Raw genomic sequence first — 14,984 nt, 5'->3', positions numbered from 1 at the left:
CGCTTTCGCGAAAGCGTAGATAAAAACGGATTTTTATATAATTCAAAAACCTCAAGCTTTAACTTGAGGTTTTTTTATAGGAAAAGACAAAGCTTAAATCTGTACAATCTGCGTCTTTGCGATAGCAATCTGTTTTATCCCAGTACCATTATGCTGTTTTGTCTTCGAAAACCGTAAATAACGAATCCCAGTCTATTTTGTTTTCAAATTGAGATAATCCTTTAAATGACTTTACTTTTGATAAATCTTCAATCGTAAAGTCATCCTGCATTGCATACGGAACAAGATTTTCTTCCTGAAGTTTTATCGCAAGATATTCTTGTTCGTACTGACCCGGAGTCGGAATAAAGAAAGCTTTTTTACCCAACTTTGCCAAATCCATTACAGTAGTATAACCAGAACGGCATAAAACAAATTCACTTTCGTTAAAAGTCTGCTCCAACTGTTTGGAGTTCATGAAATTATAATAGGTAACATTTCCTGCCTGCCATTTCTCCTGTGATTTTTCAACAATTCCCTGTACAAAAACTACTTTTCCAGGAAAGTTTGCCGCTTCTTTCTGTAGTTTTTCATCTAAGAAAGTTCGCTGAGGTTCTGGTCCAGACAATATAATCATTAAATCATATATTTTTGGAGTGTCCTTTTTTTTCATACGACTCAACGGACCGATGTATTTTAAATTTAGTTCGTTGTTTTTTAAGTGGCCTAAATCTCCAGTAAGGTTTACTTCCCCATTATTATCAGGAACCCAGCATTCATTGTATTTTTTAATAAAATGCTGATGGCATTTGCTCGTAAACCAAGTCGTATTTCCTGTCATTACATTTAGCTGATGCGTAATAAAAACAGAAGGCACTTTTCTGCTAAAAACGCCCAATCTGTTGTCTGAGATTATTCCGTCAATGCCATGTTTTTTTATCCAATGATTGACCATTTTTTTCTCATCCAAAATAGCCGTAATCATCTTCGGAAGATTTTTAATCAGCTTCCATTTAAAGTTTTTTCCATTCTTTGCATATTCAATATGATAAGAAGGAAGTTCTAAAGTTTGTATGTAAGGAAATTCTTTTCTTAATAATGAAAGCGCGACTCCATCAGAAGCAATAATAGGAATGTAATTATTCTCTTGAAGCGCCTTAATAATAGGAATGCATCTCGTAGCATGTCCAAGTCCCCAATTTAATGGAGCAATTAAAATAGTTTTATTCGCAGAATAATCAATACTCATTTTTAGCACGTTTTAAAAACGAAGATAGAAAAATATGTTTTTTATGTTATTTCGAGGGTATTACTAAATTATTAATTTAAGGTACTGAGGGTCTAAGGTTCTGAGGTACTAAGCTTCTAAGGTGCTGAGATTCTAAACTTTAATTTTTTTATTTTCAAAACAAAAAGACCGAACTGAAAGTTCGGTCTTTTTAGTAATCCTCACACTAAGCACTAAGCACTAAGCACTAAGCACTAATTACTAAGCACTTAGAAGCTTAGCACCTTAGTACCTTAGTAGAACCTTAATCCTGAATATACGTTTTATTGCCATTTTTGTTAATATAGTATTTACCTCCTCTTGGGCCTGTATATACTTTTTTTCCATTGTATTCACCCGTAACTTTATCTGGAACAGACGGTGCTTTTTCGTTAGTTTCTTTTAAAGTTTTAGTTGCCGATTTTTTAGCAGCTGTGGCATCTTTCTTAGCGGCGTCAGCTTTTGCGGTCGATTTTTTAGCATCGGCTTTGGTTTTGTCTGCAGTGCTTTTAGCTTTGTCAGCAGAACTTTTAGCTTTATCAGACGCTGCAGTAGCTTTTTTTGCATCAGCTTTAGCTTTTGCAGCTTCTTTATCGGCAGTCTTTTTTGCTGCGTCAGCAGATTCTTTCTTTGCTTTCGACGAAGCCGCTTTTGCGTCATCTGCCGCTTTTTTAGATTTTGTGGCTTCTTTTTTGGCGTCGGTAGCAGCTTTGTCTGCAGTAGTTTTAGCTTTTTTTGCCGAAGCTTCTGTTTTGCTTTTCGTAGTTTTTGAAGTTGTTTCCTGTGCGTAAAAATTAGAAGAGAAAACAACTAATAAACAGATTAATACTAATTTTTTCATAAGGTTATATGTTTAAATTTCAATTAAAATTAAACATTTTATTGTCATCTTTTTCGCAGTTCCTTAAAAATATGCACGAAGCTGAACGTTTCCTGTATGAATAGTCGATCCTGTTTCACTTTTACGCCCTTGATAATTTAAATTAACATCCAAAAAAGACGTAAGATTCTTTTGCAGAAGCAGTTTCCAAACCAAATTGGATCCAGCTTGAAGTCCTTCCAACATCTGAAAACCTACAGATGAAAATTCGTTTCCGTTAAATTTATTTTGATAAAAAGAAAACTCTCCATTTAGGGTTACTTTCTTTTCGCCTGCATAAGAAAAAGAAGTTCCGATTCTGTTTTGGTCTAAAGTCTCATGATTTCCAATTTGATTTTTCTTGTTTTGAAGTTCATAGAAGAAATCCAATTTGGTGTTTTTTGAAAATAAATAACTGATTTTTGGTGCCAACTGCCAGCCATTGATATCATAATTTTTTTCTACAAAATCTTCAGAAACCAAATCATTTTTTATGGTTTTGGAGAACAAATTAAACAGCCAGCTTTTTTGATATAAGTGCGTATATTGAATTTGATGCGAATAATTTTGCACATTTTGCGATCCAACAGACAGCAGACTTTTGCCTTTGTTCACTAGATAAGAATAGGTGACAGAATGTTTTTGCTTGCCTCGGTTGTAGAACAAACTGTTTCTGAAACTCGAATTTAATCCTAAAATATTCTCTTCTGACGAAGCAAACGGATTGAGTTCTAATTTTTCGCCGTCACTTTTTACCTTTCTATCCATTATAAAAGAAGTCTGATTGTAAAAATAAGACAGCAGTTTTTTGAAACCTTTTTCATTTTGCCATTGCAGCGGATTCAGCGTTAAAGATTGCGAAAATTTATTTTGGTTGGTTTTAATGTAAACTTGATTCGGCAAAAAGATCCTAACAAATCGCGCCTGATCTTGGTAAACGGCAACTTCAAATTCCTCCAATTCCTGAATGCCATTTCCGTTGTAATCATTCCAAGTGTAAACGCCTTGTCCTGTCGGAACTTCCACATACGTAAATTCTTGTTGGGCAATAGTTCCAGAGCTGGTTTCGTAAGCCGTTCCAATCTGCATTAATTGGTTAAAAAATCGATCATTGTATAAAATTCTCGAGTTTAAAGAAGGTTCGTTTTGTCTCGATTTGTCTGTAAAATCCAAATTTCTGTAACTTGCATAAACGGCTAAATCGGTCTTTTTGTTCTGAATTAATTTCGACTTTAAATAATAGGTCTGCGAATTATTTACATGCTGCAATAATCCGTTTTGCAAACTATCATTTCGTCTTTGCAGAAAACCAACTTCGACAAAAACTTTAGTGCTGTCGCCTCGTCCAGTAAAAACACCATATTCTGAGAATCTTTGGCTTAAAGCCGAAAACTGATTGGTAATTTTATCTTTTTCCTGATTGTCTTCGAGCTGCACGCTCCCGCCAATCCAGTTTTTGCCAAAATGATATTTGGTTCTGGTTTGGTTTCTAATAAATTTTGAAGTAGAAGCGGTTGCATCAGAATTAAGGAAACTTCCGTTGTTTTCAATTGTCCATCTTTTTAATTTGAAAAGCGCATTTGTCGTATGTCTGGCGCCAGAATAGCTTTCGCTAAAATCTAATTTCTCAAATTGATAGGTGAGCAAACCAATATTTGAAGTTTTATTTTTCGAAAACAAATCAAAATTCAAACCCGTGACCAAAAGACTTTGATTTCCTAAAAGGATTCCGGTTAAATTCCAGTCGCGATTAAATTCGATATTATACAAACGCTCGACCGACTTAAAATCCTGCTGCACATATTGATAATTCGCGAAAGCGTCTAAACTCCACGCTCTAGAAAAAAGGCGTTTTTTAAGATTGGTTTTAAAAGCGATTCCTTCATTATTAGAATCATCAATTCCAGAAAATAAATTCTGATCATTATTGCTGACAGCCAATTCAAAATCGACCAACGTTTTTTCATTCGGATTGTATTTTCCTAAAAATGTTGCCACTTGGAGTTTTATCGGAGCCACAAGTTGCACAATAGGTTCATAGTTTCCTTGCAGAACTCCATTCACGGGTTCAACATATTGATAAATACGCTCAACCGAATTGTTGTTCTGAATGATATAATTTCCTGTATTTGCTCCAACCTGACTGAATCTCACATTATACAAAACATCAGTAGGATTGTTCGAATATTCATAAACTTCAACCGAATTGACCAATATTTTTCTGTACAAAATTTTATTCTCGGCATAAGCATCTTCATAAGCAGAAGGCGCTTTCATCAAATTGACATCGTCTCCAGCTTCACTTAAAATTTGAACTTGTTCTGGAGAAAGATTTTGCTGCAAAGGCTGGTTTTTCATATCATTTTCAGAATACAAATAACCGCCAAAACTCCAGTTTTTGTTCTCGTGCGTTGCACCCGCGTAAGTAACTAGTCTATTATAATTTCGTTCCGAATATTGGTATTCCACATTAATACGCATTTCTGAAGTAATGGTAAAAAGAGAAGTGAAAACAATTTCTCCCGCATTGTAATCAATCACATAATCATTGTTTTCGCCACGTTTCAGCAGAACGCCATTTACATAAACACGCTCAGAACCCGAAATCACTAGAACATACAATTCGCCATTCAGACCTTTTAATTTATATGGACCTTGATTTCCTTCCTGTCCAATAAAAGTGCTTTTGGCATATTGGCCTCTTACAAAAGCAACCGAAGCAAAAACATTAGTCTTGCTTTTTTCGGTATCAAAATCAAAATTTGCAGAAAGTCCTTGAACTTTTTTATTGAAACTTAAAAATTGGGTTTTCCTATTTTCTAAAAAAACATCGCCTGCGCGAATGTTCCAATCATCACTAAAAAGTTCTATGAAAATATTATCAAATTGATCGAGTTTTTGAGAATAACCGCCGTCTTGCAGCGGAATATTACTGTCTTGCAGTGAAGCTCTCAAACTTACTTTGTCTGAAAGTTTTCCTGTAATCTGAAGATCTAAATTAGAATTTAAAACCGTACTCTGATTATTACCAACTGTAACACCCCGCGTAATGCTTCCTGAAGTTTCCAGTCCGTCAAACGGAGTTACTTTTTTACTGTTTGAATTATTATCTAATCGATACAGTTTGTCTGTTCCAACGTCGCCGCTTACAATCTGATCTGTTTTGTAGAGGCTGTATTCTTTGGTTAAAAGATCTGGATAATTAAGATAATTGACAACTAAAGTATCTGAAATTGATTGGAATTTTTCGTTTAAAAGCAGATATCCTTTTTCAAAATTTACATTATAAAAAGTCGAGTCGATCGGCTCGTTTTTAGTATTCAAAATTTGAAAAAATCCAGAGTTGATAGACATTTTTTCAAGGCGGATGGTATCTTTTGAAACAATTACTTTTTTGGTTTTGTACAGCGATTCAGTTTCCTGAGCCTGAAGCGCAGAAAACCAGAAGAAAACCGTCAAAAACAGTAATTTTTTCAACATAAATACTTAAACTCTAAAAAGCCAAAAGTAGTATTTATAATTGGGAATTGTTGTGTCGAAAATTGTAGTTTATTGGTCAGAAAGAAGTGCAAATATTTTATTTCCCATGTTTAATGAAAAGTAAAATGATCAAGGCGAAAAACGCTATAACTATAATAAAGCTAGGATTTGCATAATCATTTTCCCACTCGTTTTTAGTTTCTTCACTTGGTTCTTGTAAATTTTCCATAATTGCTGAAGGATTTGACTATTATAAAGTTAACGGATTTATTTTCATTTAGGAATAATCTTTCTAGCTTTGTTTAAGATATAACTAATTTAAATTATGGATACTAGCAAAGAACTTTTATTCTTTTTTAGTGCTTTGGGAGTTTTCAACGGAATTATTCTCGGGGTTTATTTCTTCTTTTTTACCAAGAAAAAATACCTGACGAATTATTTTCTCGGCGCACTTTTGTTTGCTTTGAGTATTCGAATAGGGAAATCTGTATTTGTTTATTTTCATCCAGAATTGCCTAAAATGTATCTGCAGTTTGGCTTGACGGCTTGTTTCTTTATAGGGCCTTGTTTGTATTATTTCATTAAATCGGCAGTCGATGAAGTTCAGATAATGCCTAAATCATGGAAATTGATATTCGCATTTTGGGGAATTTTAATTGTAGCTGTTGGTATTTTATATCCGTATGAAGTTTATCCAAAATTCTGGGGAGGTTATTTTATAAGAATCATTTACTTTCAGTGGTTCATTTATATTGTATTTGCAGGCTTTGAACTTCGCACTGTTTTGAAAAAAATCCTGAGTAGAAAAGAGAAAAATACTCCAGCCGAAATGTGGTTCGGAATGCTATTTTTAGGGAATTTTCTATTGTTTCTATTTTATTTCTTATCTATTATTGGAGCGCCAGGAGCAACTTATATAAGCGGAGCAGTTGTTTTTTCATTTATTTTGTATTTAGGAATTTCGATTCTTTTGTACAGAAAAAAAACAGACGATCTGTTTTTATTGAACGGAAAGATTTTTAATAAAAAAATAGACTTAGCAGAAGCAGTCATTTGGACTGAAAAACTAGAAAATGCCATGCGCGAAAAGGGGTTGTATAAAAACCCGAACCTGACTCTTCAAGATCTGTCTCAAGAAATTAATATTTCGAGCCATCAATTATCACAGTTCTTAAATAATAATCTAGGGAAGAATTTTACCAGTTTTGTCAATGAATTTAGAATCGCTGAAGCTTGTAAAATTATAGCCTCAAACAATAAACTAACTTTAGAATCTGTTGGTTACGATGTTGGATTTAATTCAAAATCAACCTTTTTCGCAGCATTCAAAAAACATACTGGGACGACACCTTTAAATTATCAATTACAAGAATTATCGCTTAGATAAATTTTAGTTTAGAAAAGTTTGCAGTGAATAAAAATTAAAACTTTGCGACTTTGCGCGATCGTTTCGCATTTCATAAAGAAACCTTTGTTACTCTGTCACTTTGAACCTTTGTCCCTCCCAAAAAGAAGTCCTAATTTATAATTCCGTACTCCTGATTTCGCTTTCGACGACCTTATAACGCGATTTAGAACTGACTTTTGCTCCATCAAAGTCAAACTTAATCGCTAGAATTTATGAGGTTTTTAATTTTAATTATCCTATATGTTTATTTCTTGATTTTTTCATCAATCGAAATAAAAGCACAAGCTGTAAAAAAAGTTACAGATAAATCCTTTGTTAAAGAGAAGGATTTAATTATAAAAACATTACCATTATCTGTTCAGGATTCGATAATTCCCAATGATGATGAACATAATAAATTAAATGAAGTTGTAATAAAAAACCAGCCTTCATTATTGAAATACGGAGCCGATGGGAATATTGATGTCAATGTGAACGGAACAGTTTTGGCAACGAGCAGTTCGGTAAACGAATTACTGTCGAGAGTTCCAAATGTTGTGGTTGCCGATGGCGAAATTAGTGTGCTTGGAAAAGGCGAAGTCATTATTTATCTCAATGGAGTTTTGATCAATTACGATCGGTTTTCGGCAATTCCGGTTTCGCAGATTCAGAAAATCGAAGTGATTTCAAATCCTTCTGCCAGATACGATGCTGAAGGAAAAGCGGTTATCAATATTATTACAAAAAAAAAAGTGAGAACGGAATGATGGGAACGGCCAATCAACATGTTTCGGTTTCTAAATTTGGCGGAACGAGTTACAATACGCTTTTAGATTTTAATTATTCGAAAGGAAAATTCTCTGTTATAACCAATTACGGTTTGCAGTTAGGAAGAAACCGCGAATTATTGTACACCACAAGAACGCGCCCAAATCCAGAAGATTATATGAAATCGGAATTGACAACCGACTGGAAAAGAAGATTTAATAATTACTCCAATTTCGGATTTGGACTTCAGTATAGTTTTTCTCCAGACCATTATATTTCGCTAGCGTACAGTGGAAATGTAAATGATTTGGGTGGAATTACAGAAAGCCGGAATTCGATAACTAATAAATCTGGAAACAGTTTTTATGCAACGGATGTTGACCGGAATGATGTTTTGCTGAACCAATTTGTCAATTTAAATTATAATAGGAAAACCGATGAAAAAGGTTCTGCATTATTTATAGGTTCACAATTTTCCAATTACAATCAGACAACTGGAGATTTTATTGAAGAAAATAGCTGGGTAGAAGAAACAGATGCTCAAAGATATTTGAAGAATAATGTTCGAAGCCGAATTAATATTATTGCCCTTCAAGCCGATTATTCGAAGAGAATAAATGAAAAGGCAAAGCTTGAAATAGGAGCAAAGTTCAGCCATGCCAAAATAAAATCGGGTACAGATTTCTTGATTGCCGATGCCGATGAAATGAATTACGAATTGGATGAGGAACTTTCGAGCGATTTTGAATACAACGAAAAAATCGCAGCCGCCTATATAAATTACATCGGATCATTGGGCGAAAAAGTCAATTTTTCAGTTGGTGCAAGAGCAGAAAAAACCAGTTATAATCTCTTTACAAATGCCAACGGAATTCAGCAATTTGAGAAAACGTATGGTAATTTTTTCCCTAACGCACTTTTAAATTTTAATTTTTCAGAAGATTGGAAAGGACACTTCTCTTATGTTTCCAGAATAACAAGACCGAGATATCAAGCTTTAAATCCGTATGTGATTTATCAGGATCCATTTACTACAATTGAGGGAAATCCGAATTTACTCCCAGAAAAAACGCATGCTTTTGAAATAGGCACGATGTACAAAAAGTTTGATTTTAAAATTGGTTATACGTATAAGATTGATCCGATTTCTGCAGCAGCTTTGCGCGGCGACACGCCAAACAGCTATATTTTGAGAGCTTTAAATCTCGAAAAAGGACATGTGTTTTTTACTTCGCTTTCTAGGTCTTTCAATCTCAATTGGTGGAATTCGACCAATACCATCAGCGTAACTTGGCAGAAATCTGTAGACAATTTTTATGAATTTGAATTTAGTCCCGTAAAACCGCAGTTTTATTTTTATTCGAATAATACCTTTACGATTCCGAAACTTTTTAAACTGCAGCTTTTGGCTTGGTACTTAGGAGATCGCAGCTACGGATTGGGAAGTGATAACAGCCGTTCGACCGTAACTTTAGGAATTGAGAAAGACTTTTTCAAAGACGCGTTAAAACTCAATTTTTCTGCCAATGATATCTTTCACAAGTTTATGGTTTCTGGAGATTACAATGTCGGACAAACTCAAATTTATTATCATAGAACTTATACGAGTAATTATTTTAAATTGATAGTATCGTACAATTTTGGAGATTCGAAAAAGATAAGATATAAAAAATCTGAAGTTGAGCAGTCGGAGAATAATAGGGCGAGGTGATATTTATTTTCTAAAGTTACCTTTAAAAATGTTATCAGTTATTATCTGTTTTTGCCAACATATAAAACAAGAGCAAGTTCCATATTATGAGTAATGTAAATAGAAAATGAACCCAAATAGCATCGATTTGAACAAATAATTTTCCATTACCAAAAAGTAGCAATGACGCAATAATATTAAAAGCAACAACAAATAATTTAGGAGCTCTGTTTCTCATAGTTATTATAATTTTAAAGTATTATGATATTTTTCTTCTTTTCAATTGTGTGTAAGTTACAAGAACTGCAACTGTAGATAGAAATGGTCCAATAACCAATCTAAAATCGGAATAAGAAATGTCTTTTATATCTTTCCTGAGTAACGGACTTAAAGATATGCAGATGTATAATAAACCAAGGATAATAAAAACGAGTAAAAAATTCTTTTTTGTCATTTTAAATTATAATTGTTGAATGAAAAATTCTAATCGCCTAATAGTTAATTAGTTTTGAGAAGGGTTTTTCATGAATTGAAAAGTAAATATAAGCAAAATAATTTTTTTACTTATTCTTCTTTCCAATATTCACTATAAAAATTCTTTGTTTCCATCAGCTTTTTATGACAGCCAGATTTTGATATTGTTCTATTTTCTAAAACATAGATTAAATCGGCTATATTTTTGAGCTTGTTAAGACGATGCGAAATAAATAATATAGAGCAATCTGGTTTTATTTTCTGAAGCAGTTGCATTGTAAAATTTTCCGTATTGCGATCCATTGCAGAGGTTGCCTCATCCATAATTAAAAATTGAGGTTTTTTGTACAAAGCCCTCGCTAATGCAATAATTTGTTTTTGTCCTCCACTTAAATTAATTCCTTCTTCACCAACAATCGTCAATAGACCTTGAGGCAATTGATCAAAATAATATTCAAAACCATATTCACGAATAAATAATAAGATATTTTCTAGAGCATCAGTAGTACCAAGTAAAATATTGTCGAGTATGGTTCCATTAAAAATTGAAACTTCTTGTGGAACTACTCCCAATAAATCTCTATAACTCTTGAGACTAACATCAGTCAAATTATGTTTATCATTTACAATTACATTTCCTTTTTCGAACGAATAAAAGCGTTTTAAAATTTGACCAAAAGTGCTTTTTCCACTTCCGCTTTCGCCGACAAGAGCAATAAAGCTTCCTTTTTTAATTTCTATGTTTAAATCATGAAAAAGAATGCTTCGACCTGGAAATCTAAAAGATACTTTTTTAATAGAAATGGTGTTAATTTCATAAATTTCGATTCCCTCTTCCTTTTCTTTCTCTATTGATGCAAATTCATACATTCTGCTAAATGCGATTTTAGCTTCATTTATTGGGATTGAAATAAGCGCCAGATTTGCAATAGAAGGAAGCAGTGTACCAGCTATTCCTAAAATAGCCATCAGTTCTCCAATTTTAATTTCTTTATTGAAAACCTGAATAGAGGTGTAAATTAGAATACCAACAATAAATACAACACTCGATAAGCCAGATTGCCAAGATAATACAATGTTTATTTTTCCAAGATTTAAAATTTTTTCCTGAAAACCAGAAAAGATGTTTTGATTCAACTTGTCAAAAACGGCCTGTTTATTATTGTTTTTTATAGTTGAAATTCCTTGAATCGTATTTATGAAATTACTTTCAGTCAAGGCATAATTTTGCATTACATCTATTTGGGAATTAATAGTATTTTTATTATTTCTGTATATTATATAGAAATAGACTGGAAGACCTAACAATGAAATTAGACCTAATTTTATCGAATAAGTGAACAGAATAATTAAAGAAATGATTGCCACCAAAATATCAATTACTAATGAAGAAGATAATGTTTTTATGACATTCTGTATTCGCTGAGTATCATTTAAACGAGCTGTTAATTCCCCAATTTTTCGGGTGTCAAAAAAGAATTTTGGAAGCTGTAATAATGATGAAAAAAATGTATTATTTATTCGATTATTAAAATCTTTAGATTGCTGTATTAAAAAATGTTGTCTTAAAATAGATAAGCCAACTCTTGCACAAAGCAAAATTGATAATAAAGTAATTCCGGAAATTAATTTGTGGATATTATTTGAAGGAAGAATATCGTCAATTAATTTTTGCGAAAATATAGACATTGCCATTCCGAGTAAAGCAACAAAAACGCCTAAAATGATAGAAATTAGAAGGAGTTTAAAATCATCTTTTAACAGACTAATAAAATATTTTTTCTTTGTTTTGTTAATATCTTTTTCGGCTACAAAGTTTTGATTTGGAGAAAGAAATAAACAGTTTTTTGATTCCCAGAGTTGACATAGTTTGTTTTCTGATAAATATCTTAGTCCCATAGCTGGGTCACCAATTAAAAATCCTGTTTCTTTTTGATACTCGTAACAAATCACATAATGATCATAACCATTTTCTAATTTGACTTGTAAAATGCAAGGTTCTGTATTTTCTTTCAGTATTTCAATGGAGATATTAAATCCCTCTGAATCAAAGCCAATGTTTTTGGCAACTTCATATAAACCGAGCATAGTTGTCCCTTGCGAGGTAGTACCGCTAAGCTCTCTCAGTTTTTCCAGTGAGTTATTGCCTTTATGAAATTTAATAATTGATAATAAACAAGCCACGCCACAATCAGATCTCTCAAGTTGTAGAGTGTGCGTATTTTTAATGTGTTTTGAAATCATTAGATTTATTTATGAAGGCTATATTTTATCTTTAACAATGTCATTAGGTGTGAAATAAAAAATGTTTGGAACAGGATTTAATGCGATGTGATCTTTGCAGACATTTTTTAACCGAATCAAATTGTAATACATACCTTCAAATTCATCCTTGTATAAAATAATTCCATTATCCCATTTTACGTCGCCCGGTAATCCTTCCACAATTATGAAATCGAAAAAAGCTTTAATTTTTCCTTCTTTTTCAGCTTGTTTAACAACCCAAGTCATACTTTGTATACGCTCAGGAAAATCAAATATAGATGCACCATTTTGTAACTCATAAAATAAAAAGTTGCATTCGTCAAAACAAAAATGTTCAGGGCTGCTAAAAACCATTTGATAATCTTTGCTTTGCATAAAAAGCTTATTAGTAATTTCTGCATTTCGATATAGACAAAAAGTGCCCGTAATAAAATCGTGACGACTGCTAAGTACATCATGTTCAGAAAGTAATTCTTCGGTCATAAAATCTCTAATGTTTCCGTAAACCATGTCAATATCCCCATGTCCCCAAAAATCATATTCGTGCAATATTTCCGAAAAAATAAAACCGTATGCTGGTTTGAAATCACATAATTTGTATGGATATTGAAGATTTACTGTAAAGCCAAGTTTTTCTGAAGCCAGATCACGAATGTCTTCGGGAGCTTTATAAACAATCTTAACATTTTGTGGCTTGTTCTGAATTGTATTTAGATTATTGGTAACGATGATAAAATCAACGGTTGGATTATAAGTACAAGAATGAATAAAATATGGAAAATACCATGGATAATCGCCATACCAGCAGGTAAGCATCGCAATAGAAGTTAGTTTTTTCATGGGTTTAATTTTTCAAGAATATGATCAATTTTTATCTGACCTTTTATTTTCGCGATTAATTTTTTTTGTTGATTGTAGATTACAATAGTTGGTAATCCTGTCACATCAAAAGTTGCCGTAAAAGTTGATTGTTTATCCTGTAAAAAATGAATATTTGCAGAATTAGTAAAATGATGATTTTTTGCAAACGTTTTAATTTTATTTAGATTTTCAGAAGAAATAAAAATTAACTGAACTTTCTTAAATTTTTCAAGATTACTTTTTATCATTTCGGTTTCTGTTTGACAAAAATCACATTCTGAATTAAAATAAATGAAAACAACCGAAGTGTCTTTTTTTAAGTTTTGGTTATCAAAAGTCTTTCCTTGAATATCGTAATAGGAGAATTTTGGAATGTGCTTTATGGTGTTTTCAAGCTCTTTTTTGGCAGTTATTTTAGAAACAATTTTATAAAACAATAAAGAAAAAATAATTATAAAGGTAGATGCTAAAATAGCTTTTAGAAATTTTTTCATTTTTTTTGTGTTCTTTTATTGATCATGATAACTAACATCTTGTAAACTATAGGAACTAACTGTCCTAATATTAGAATAGGATCAGGATGGTAGAAAAGTATCTAATGCCATGGAGTATAAGTATTATACAGTATACTGCAAAAAGAATGCTTTAACCTGTTTTTATTTTTAAGAATAATTAAGCGTAAAAAACATGACAGTGACAATCCATAAAAGCAATGTGGGAACATAGCTTATGGCCACAATTTTTAAACCATAATCTGTATTTGTATTTGTTATTTGGCCAATTTGAAAACCTATATAAATGATATACGCAAACTCAAAAAGATTAAGAGTTTGCAAGGGATATATGTACCACGGTTCTAAGTTGTTATATCCGACAATATTTAAAGCCGAGAGTGGATAAAAATTCTGAACATCTGATAAGGTATAAGTGGATTGAAAAAATAAAAACCAAATAATTTTAAAAATAAATACAAATAAAAAGAGAAACTCTGCATTGAGAACTATATTCCATATTTTACTGAATTTTAAATTTCGAGCACTTAGTAATAAACAAACATGAAGGGTAACAGTTATAATTGAAATTTTTATAAATATTATTATTGGTATAAATAGATAAGTTAGCCAGTACCATTTTTGATGAAAGCTTATATATGAATTTGCTTGTTCTAATGATAGTATCTTTAAAAGATGGCGTTGTAACAAGTAATCTATTTGTAATGCGTTATTTGTTACCTCGGTAATTAAAATGAATATTACAGTAAGAAAAAGATATTTGAAAATAGAGTTATTCATCTTTTTTTAAATTGGACGCCCTCTGTCTTTCTTTTCTGTACCCAATAAATATTGCAATTGACGACAGAAATGGTGCAATAGAATATTTAAAATCAGCAAATGATATATCGTCAAAATTTTCTATTTTAAAAAGCCAACTTAACGTAAGACCAGTGTAAAAGAGTGAAATTGTTAGTAAAATAAATAGTATGTTTTTTTTATATTTCATAATTTTCTCTGTAGAAATTAATTGCAACTTGGTACAAGTTGCAATTACTTGATTACTATATAAATATAAGCGTAATATCTTGAAAATTAGCGACAGCTTGCTCCCCATTGTGCGGAAGCATAAATAAAGCTTGCTGCACCAATACCAGCCCCTATTACTGAAGCTCCTCCCACACATAAGCCAGCAAAGCCTAAAGCAAGACCTACACTTGCTCCAGCACAACTTGTTAAAAATCCACTTCCTGCCATAACTTCTTCCATTTCTTCTAAAGTCAATTTTCCTTCAAGATTAGTAAGACTCATTTTTTTAATTTTAGTTTCTGATTTTTCCATGATTTAAAAATTTTAAGAAAATTAATATGAAACAAATTTAAAAATGGTATAAGAAAAGTGTTATTCAAAAAATGAATATTTAAAATCAAATTTTGCATAATTGTAAATTAAATCTTATGTTT

The 14,984-nt window shown here is 32.0% G+C and carries 11 protein-coding genes; 3 read left to right on the top strand and 8 right to left on the bottom strand.

The window, feature by feature from the left end; translation table 11 throughout:
- Positions 1-148 precede the first annotated feature (148 nt).
- From EG814_RS00320 to EG814_RS00310, 3 genes are all read right to left on the bottom strand, one after another.
- Positions 149-1,228: a glycosyltransferase gene (locus tag EG814_RS00320; RefSeq protein WP_125717776.1), complete on the bottom strand. Its 1,080-nt coding sequence runs from the start codon at positions 1,226-1,228 to the stop codon at positions 149-151.
- A gap of 283 nt (positions 1,229-1,511) precedes the next feature.
- A complete protein-coding gene (locus EG814_RS00315; RefSeq protein ID WP_125717774.1) occupies positions 1,512-2,087 on the bottom strand; it encodes a hypothetical protein in 576 nt (191 codons plus the stop codon).
- Between the two features lie 63 nt (positions 2,088-2,150).
- Positions 2,151-5,585, bottom strand: coding sequence for a hypothetical protein (locus EG814_RS00310; protein ID WP_125717772.1), 3,435 nt, complete (start codon positions 5,583-5,585; stop codon positions 2,151-2,153).
- A gap of 325 nt (positions 5,586-5,910) precedes the next feature.
- On the opposite strand from EG814_RS00310, the gene EG814_RS00305 reads away from it, so the two are divergent.
- The 3 genes from EG814_RS00305 to EG814_RS00300 all read left to right on the top strand — a co-directional run bounded on the left by EG814_RS00305 (position 5,911) and on the right by EG814_RS00300 (position 9,451).
- Positions 5,911-6,972 (top strand): helix-turn-helix domain-containing protein, encoded by a 1,062-nt coding sequence (locus EG814_RS00305; protein ID WP_125717770.1) that lies wholly within the window; start codon positions 5,911-5,913, stop codon positions 6,970-6,972.
- A gap of 233 nt (positions 6,973-7,205) precedes the next feature.
- The gene (locus tag EG814_RS21120) at positions 7,206-7,739 is read left to right on the top strand and encodes a TonB-dependent receptor (protein ID WP_235830880.1); all 534 of its coding nucleotides are present in this window, start codon (positions 7,206-7,208) and stop codon (positions 7,737-7,739) included.
- Positions 7,736-9,451 (top strand): outer membrane beta-barrel family protein, encoded by a 1,716-nt coding sequence (locus tag EG814_RS00300; RefSeq protein ID WP_235830879.1) that lies wholly within the window; start codon positions 7,736-7,738, stop codon positions 9,449-9,451. The genes EG814_RS21120 and EG814_RS00300 overlap by 4 nt, the downstream gene beginning before the upstream one ends.
- Before the next feature lie 543 nt (positions 9,452-9,994).
- Here the strand turns inward: EG814_RS00300 and EG814_RS00295 are convergent.
- From EG814_RS00295 to EG814_RS00275, 5 genes are all read right to left on the bottom strand, one after another.
- Positions 9,995-12,148 carry a peptidase domain-containing ABC transporter gene (locus tag EG814_RS00295; RefSeq protein WP_164515248.1) on the bottom strand — a complete coding sequence of 718 codons (2,154 nt, stop codon included), beginning with the start codon at positions 12,146-12,148 and terminating at the stop codon, positions 9,995-9,997.
- An 18-nt stretch (positions 12,149-12,166) separates the two neighbouring features.
- Positions 12,167-13,009, bottom strand: a complete 843-nt coding sequence (locus tag EG814_RS00290; protein WP_125717766.1) for a DUF6625 family protein — start codon at positions 13,007-13,009, stop codon at positions 12,167-12,169.
- Positions 13,006-13,524: a peroxiredoxin family protein gene (locus EG814_RS00285; RefSeq protein WP_125717764.1), complete on the bottom strand. Its 519-nt coding sequence runs from the start codon at positions 13,522-13,524 to the stop codon at positions 13,006-13,008. Before EG814_RS00285 ends, EG814_RS00290 begins: the two co-directional genes overlap by 4 nt.
- A 168-nt stretch (positions 13,525-13,692) precedes the next feature.
- Entirely contained in the window at positions 13,693-14,322 is a 630-nt protein-coding gene (locus tag EG814_RS00280; RefSeq protein ID WP_125717761.1) for a hypothetical protein, read from the bottom strand.
- Positions 14,323-14,616: 294 nt separating this feature from the next.
- Positions 14,617-14,832: a hypothetical protein gene (locus EG814_RS00275; protein WP_125717759.1), complete on the bottom strand. Its 216-nt coding sequence runs from the start codon at positions 14,830-14,832 to the stop codon at positions 14,617-14,619.
- Positions 14,833-14,984 lie beyond the last annotated feature (152 nt).

It is taken from the genome of Flavobacterium ustbae, from assembly GCF_003946915.1.
GTDB classification, from domain to species: Bacteria; Bacteroidota; Bacteroidia; order Flavobacteriales; family Flavobacteriaceae; genus Flavobacterium; species Flavobacterium ustbae.
Note: the sequence above shows the minus strand (reverse complement) of the source record. Positions and strands in the feature narration are given on the sequence as shown.

Bases quoted from the DNA above. Each gene is read 5' to 3' on its own strand.
- EG814_RS00295 (WP_164515248.1), bottom strand. From the start codon at position 12,148: ATGATTTCAAAACACATTAAAAATACGCACACTCTACAACTTGAGAGA.
- EG814_RS00310 (WP_125717772.1), bottom strand. From the start codon at position 5,585: ATGTTGAAAAAATTACTGTTTTTGACGGTTTTCTTCTGGTTTTCTGCG.
- EG814_RS00285 (WP_125717764.1), bottom strand. From the start codon at position 13,524: ATGAAAAAATTTCTAAAAGCTATTTTAGCATCTACCTTTATAATTATT.
- EG814_RS00315 (WP_125717774.1), bottom strand. From the start codon at position 2,087: ATGAAAAAATTAGTATTAATCTGTTTATTAGTTGTTTTCTCTTCTAAT.
- EG814_RS00320 (WP_125717776.1), bottom strand. From the start codon at position 1,228: ATGAGTATTGATTATTCTGCGAATAAAACTATTTTAATTGCTCCATTA.
- EG814_RS00275 (WP_125717759.1), bottom strand. From the start codon at position 14,832: ATGAGTCTTACTAATCTTGAAGGAAAATTGACTTTAGAAGAAATGGAA.
- EG814_RS00305 (WP_125717770.1), top strand. From the start codon at position 5,911: ATGGATACTAGCAAAGAACTTTTATTCTTTTTTAGTGCTTTGGGAGTT.
- EG814_RS00280 (WP_125717761.1), bottom strand. From the start codon at position 14,322: ATGAATAACTCTATTTTCAAATATCTTTTTCTTACTGTAATATTCATT.
- EG814_RS21120 (WP_235830880.1), top strand. From the start codon at position 7,206: ATGAGGTTTTTAATTTTAATTATCCTATATGTTTATTTCTTGATTTTT.
- EG814_RS00300 (WP_235830879.1), top strand. From the start codon at position 7,736: ATGATGGGAACGGCCAATCAACATGTTTCGGTTTCTAAATTTGGCGGA.
- EG814_RS00290 (WP_125717766.1), bottom strand. From the start codon at position 13,009: ATGAAAAAACTAACTTCTATTGCGATGCTTACCTGCTGGTATGGCGAT.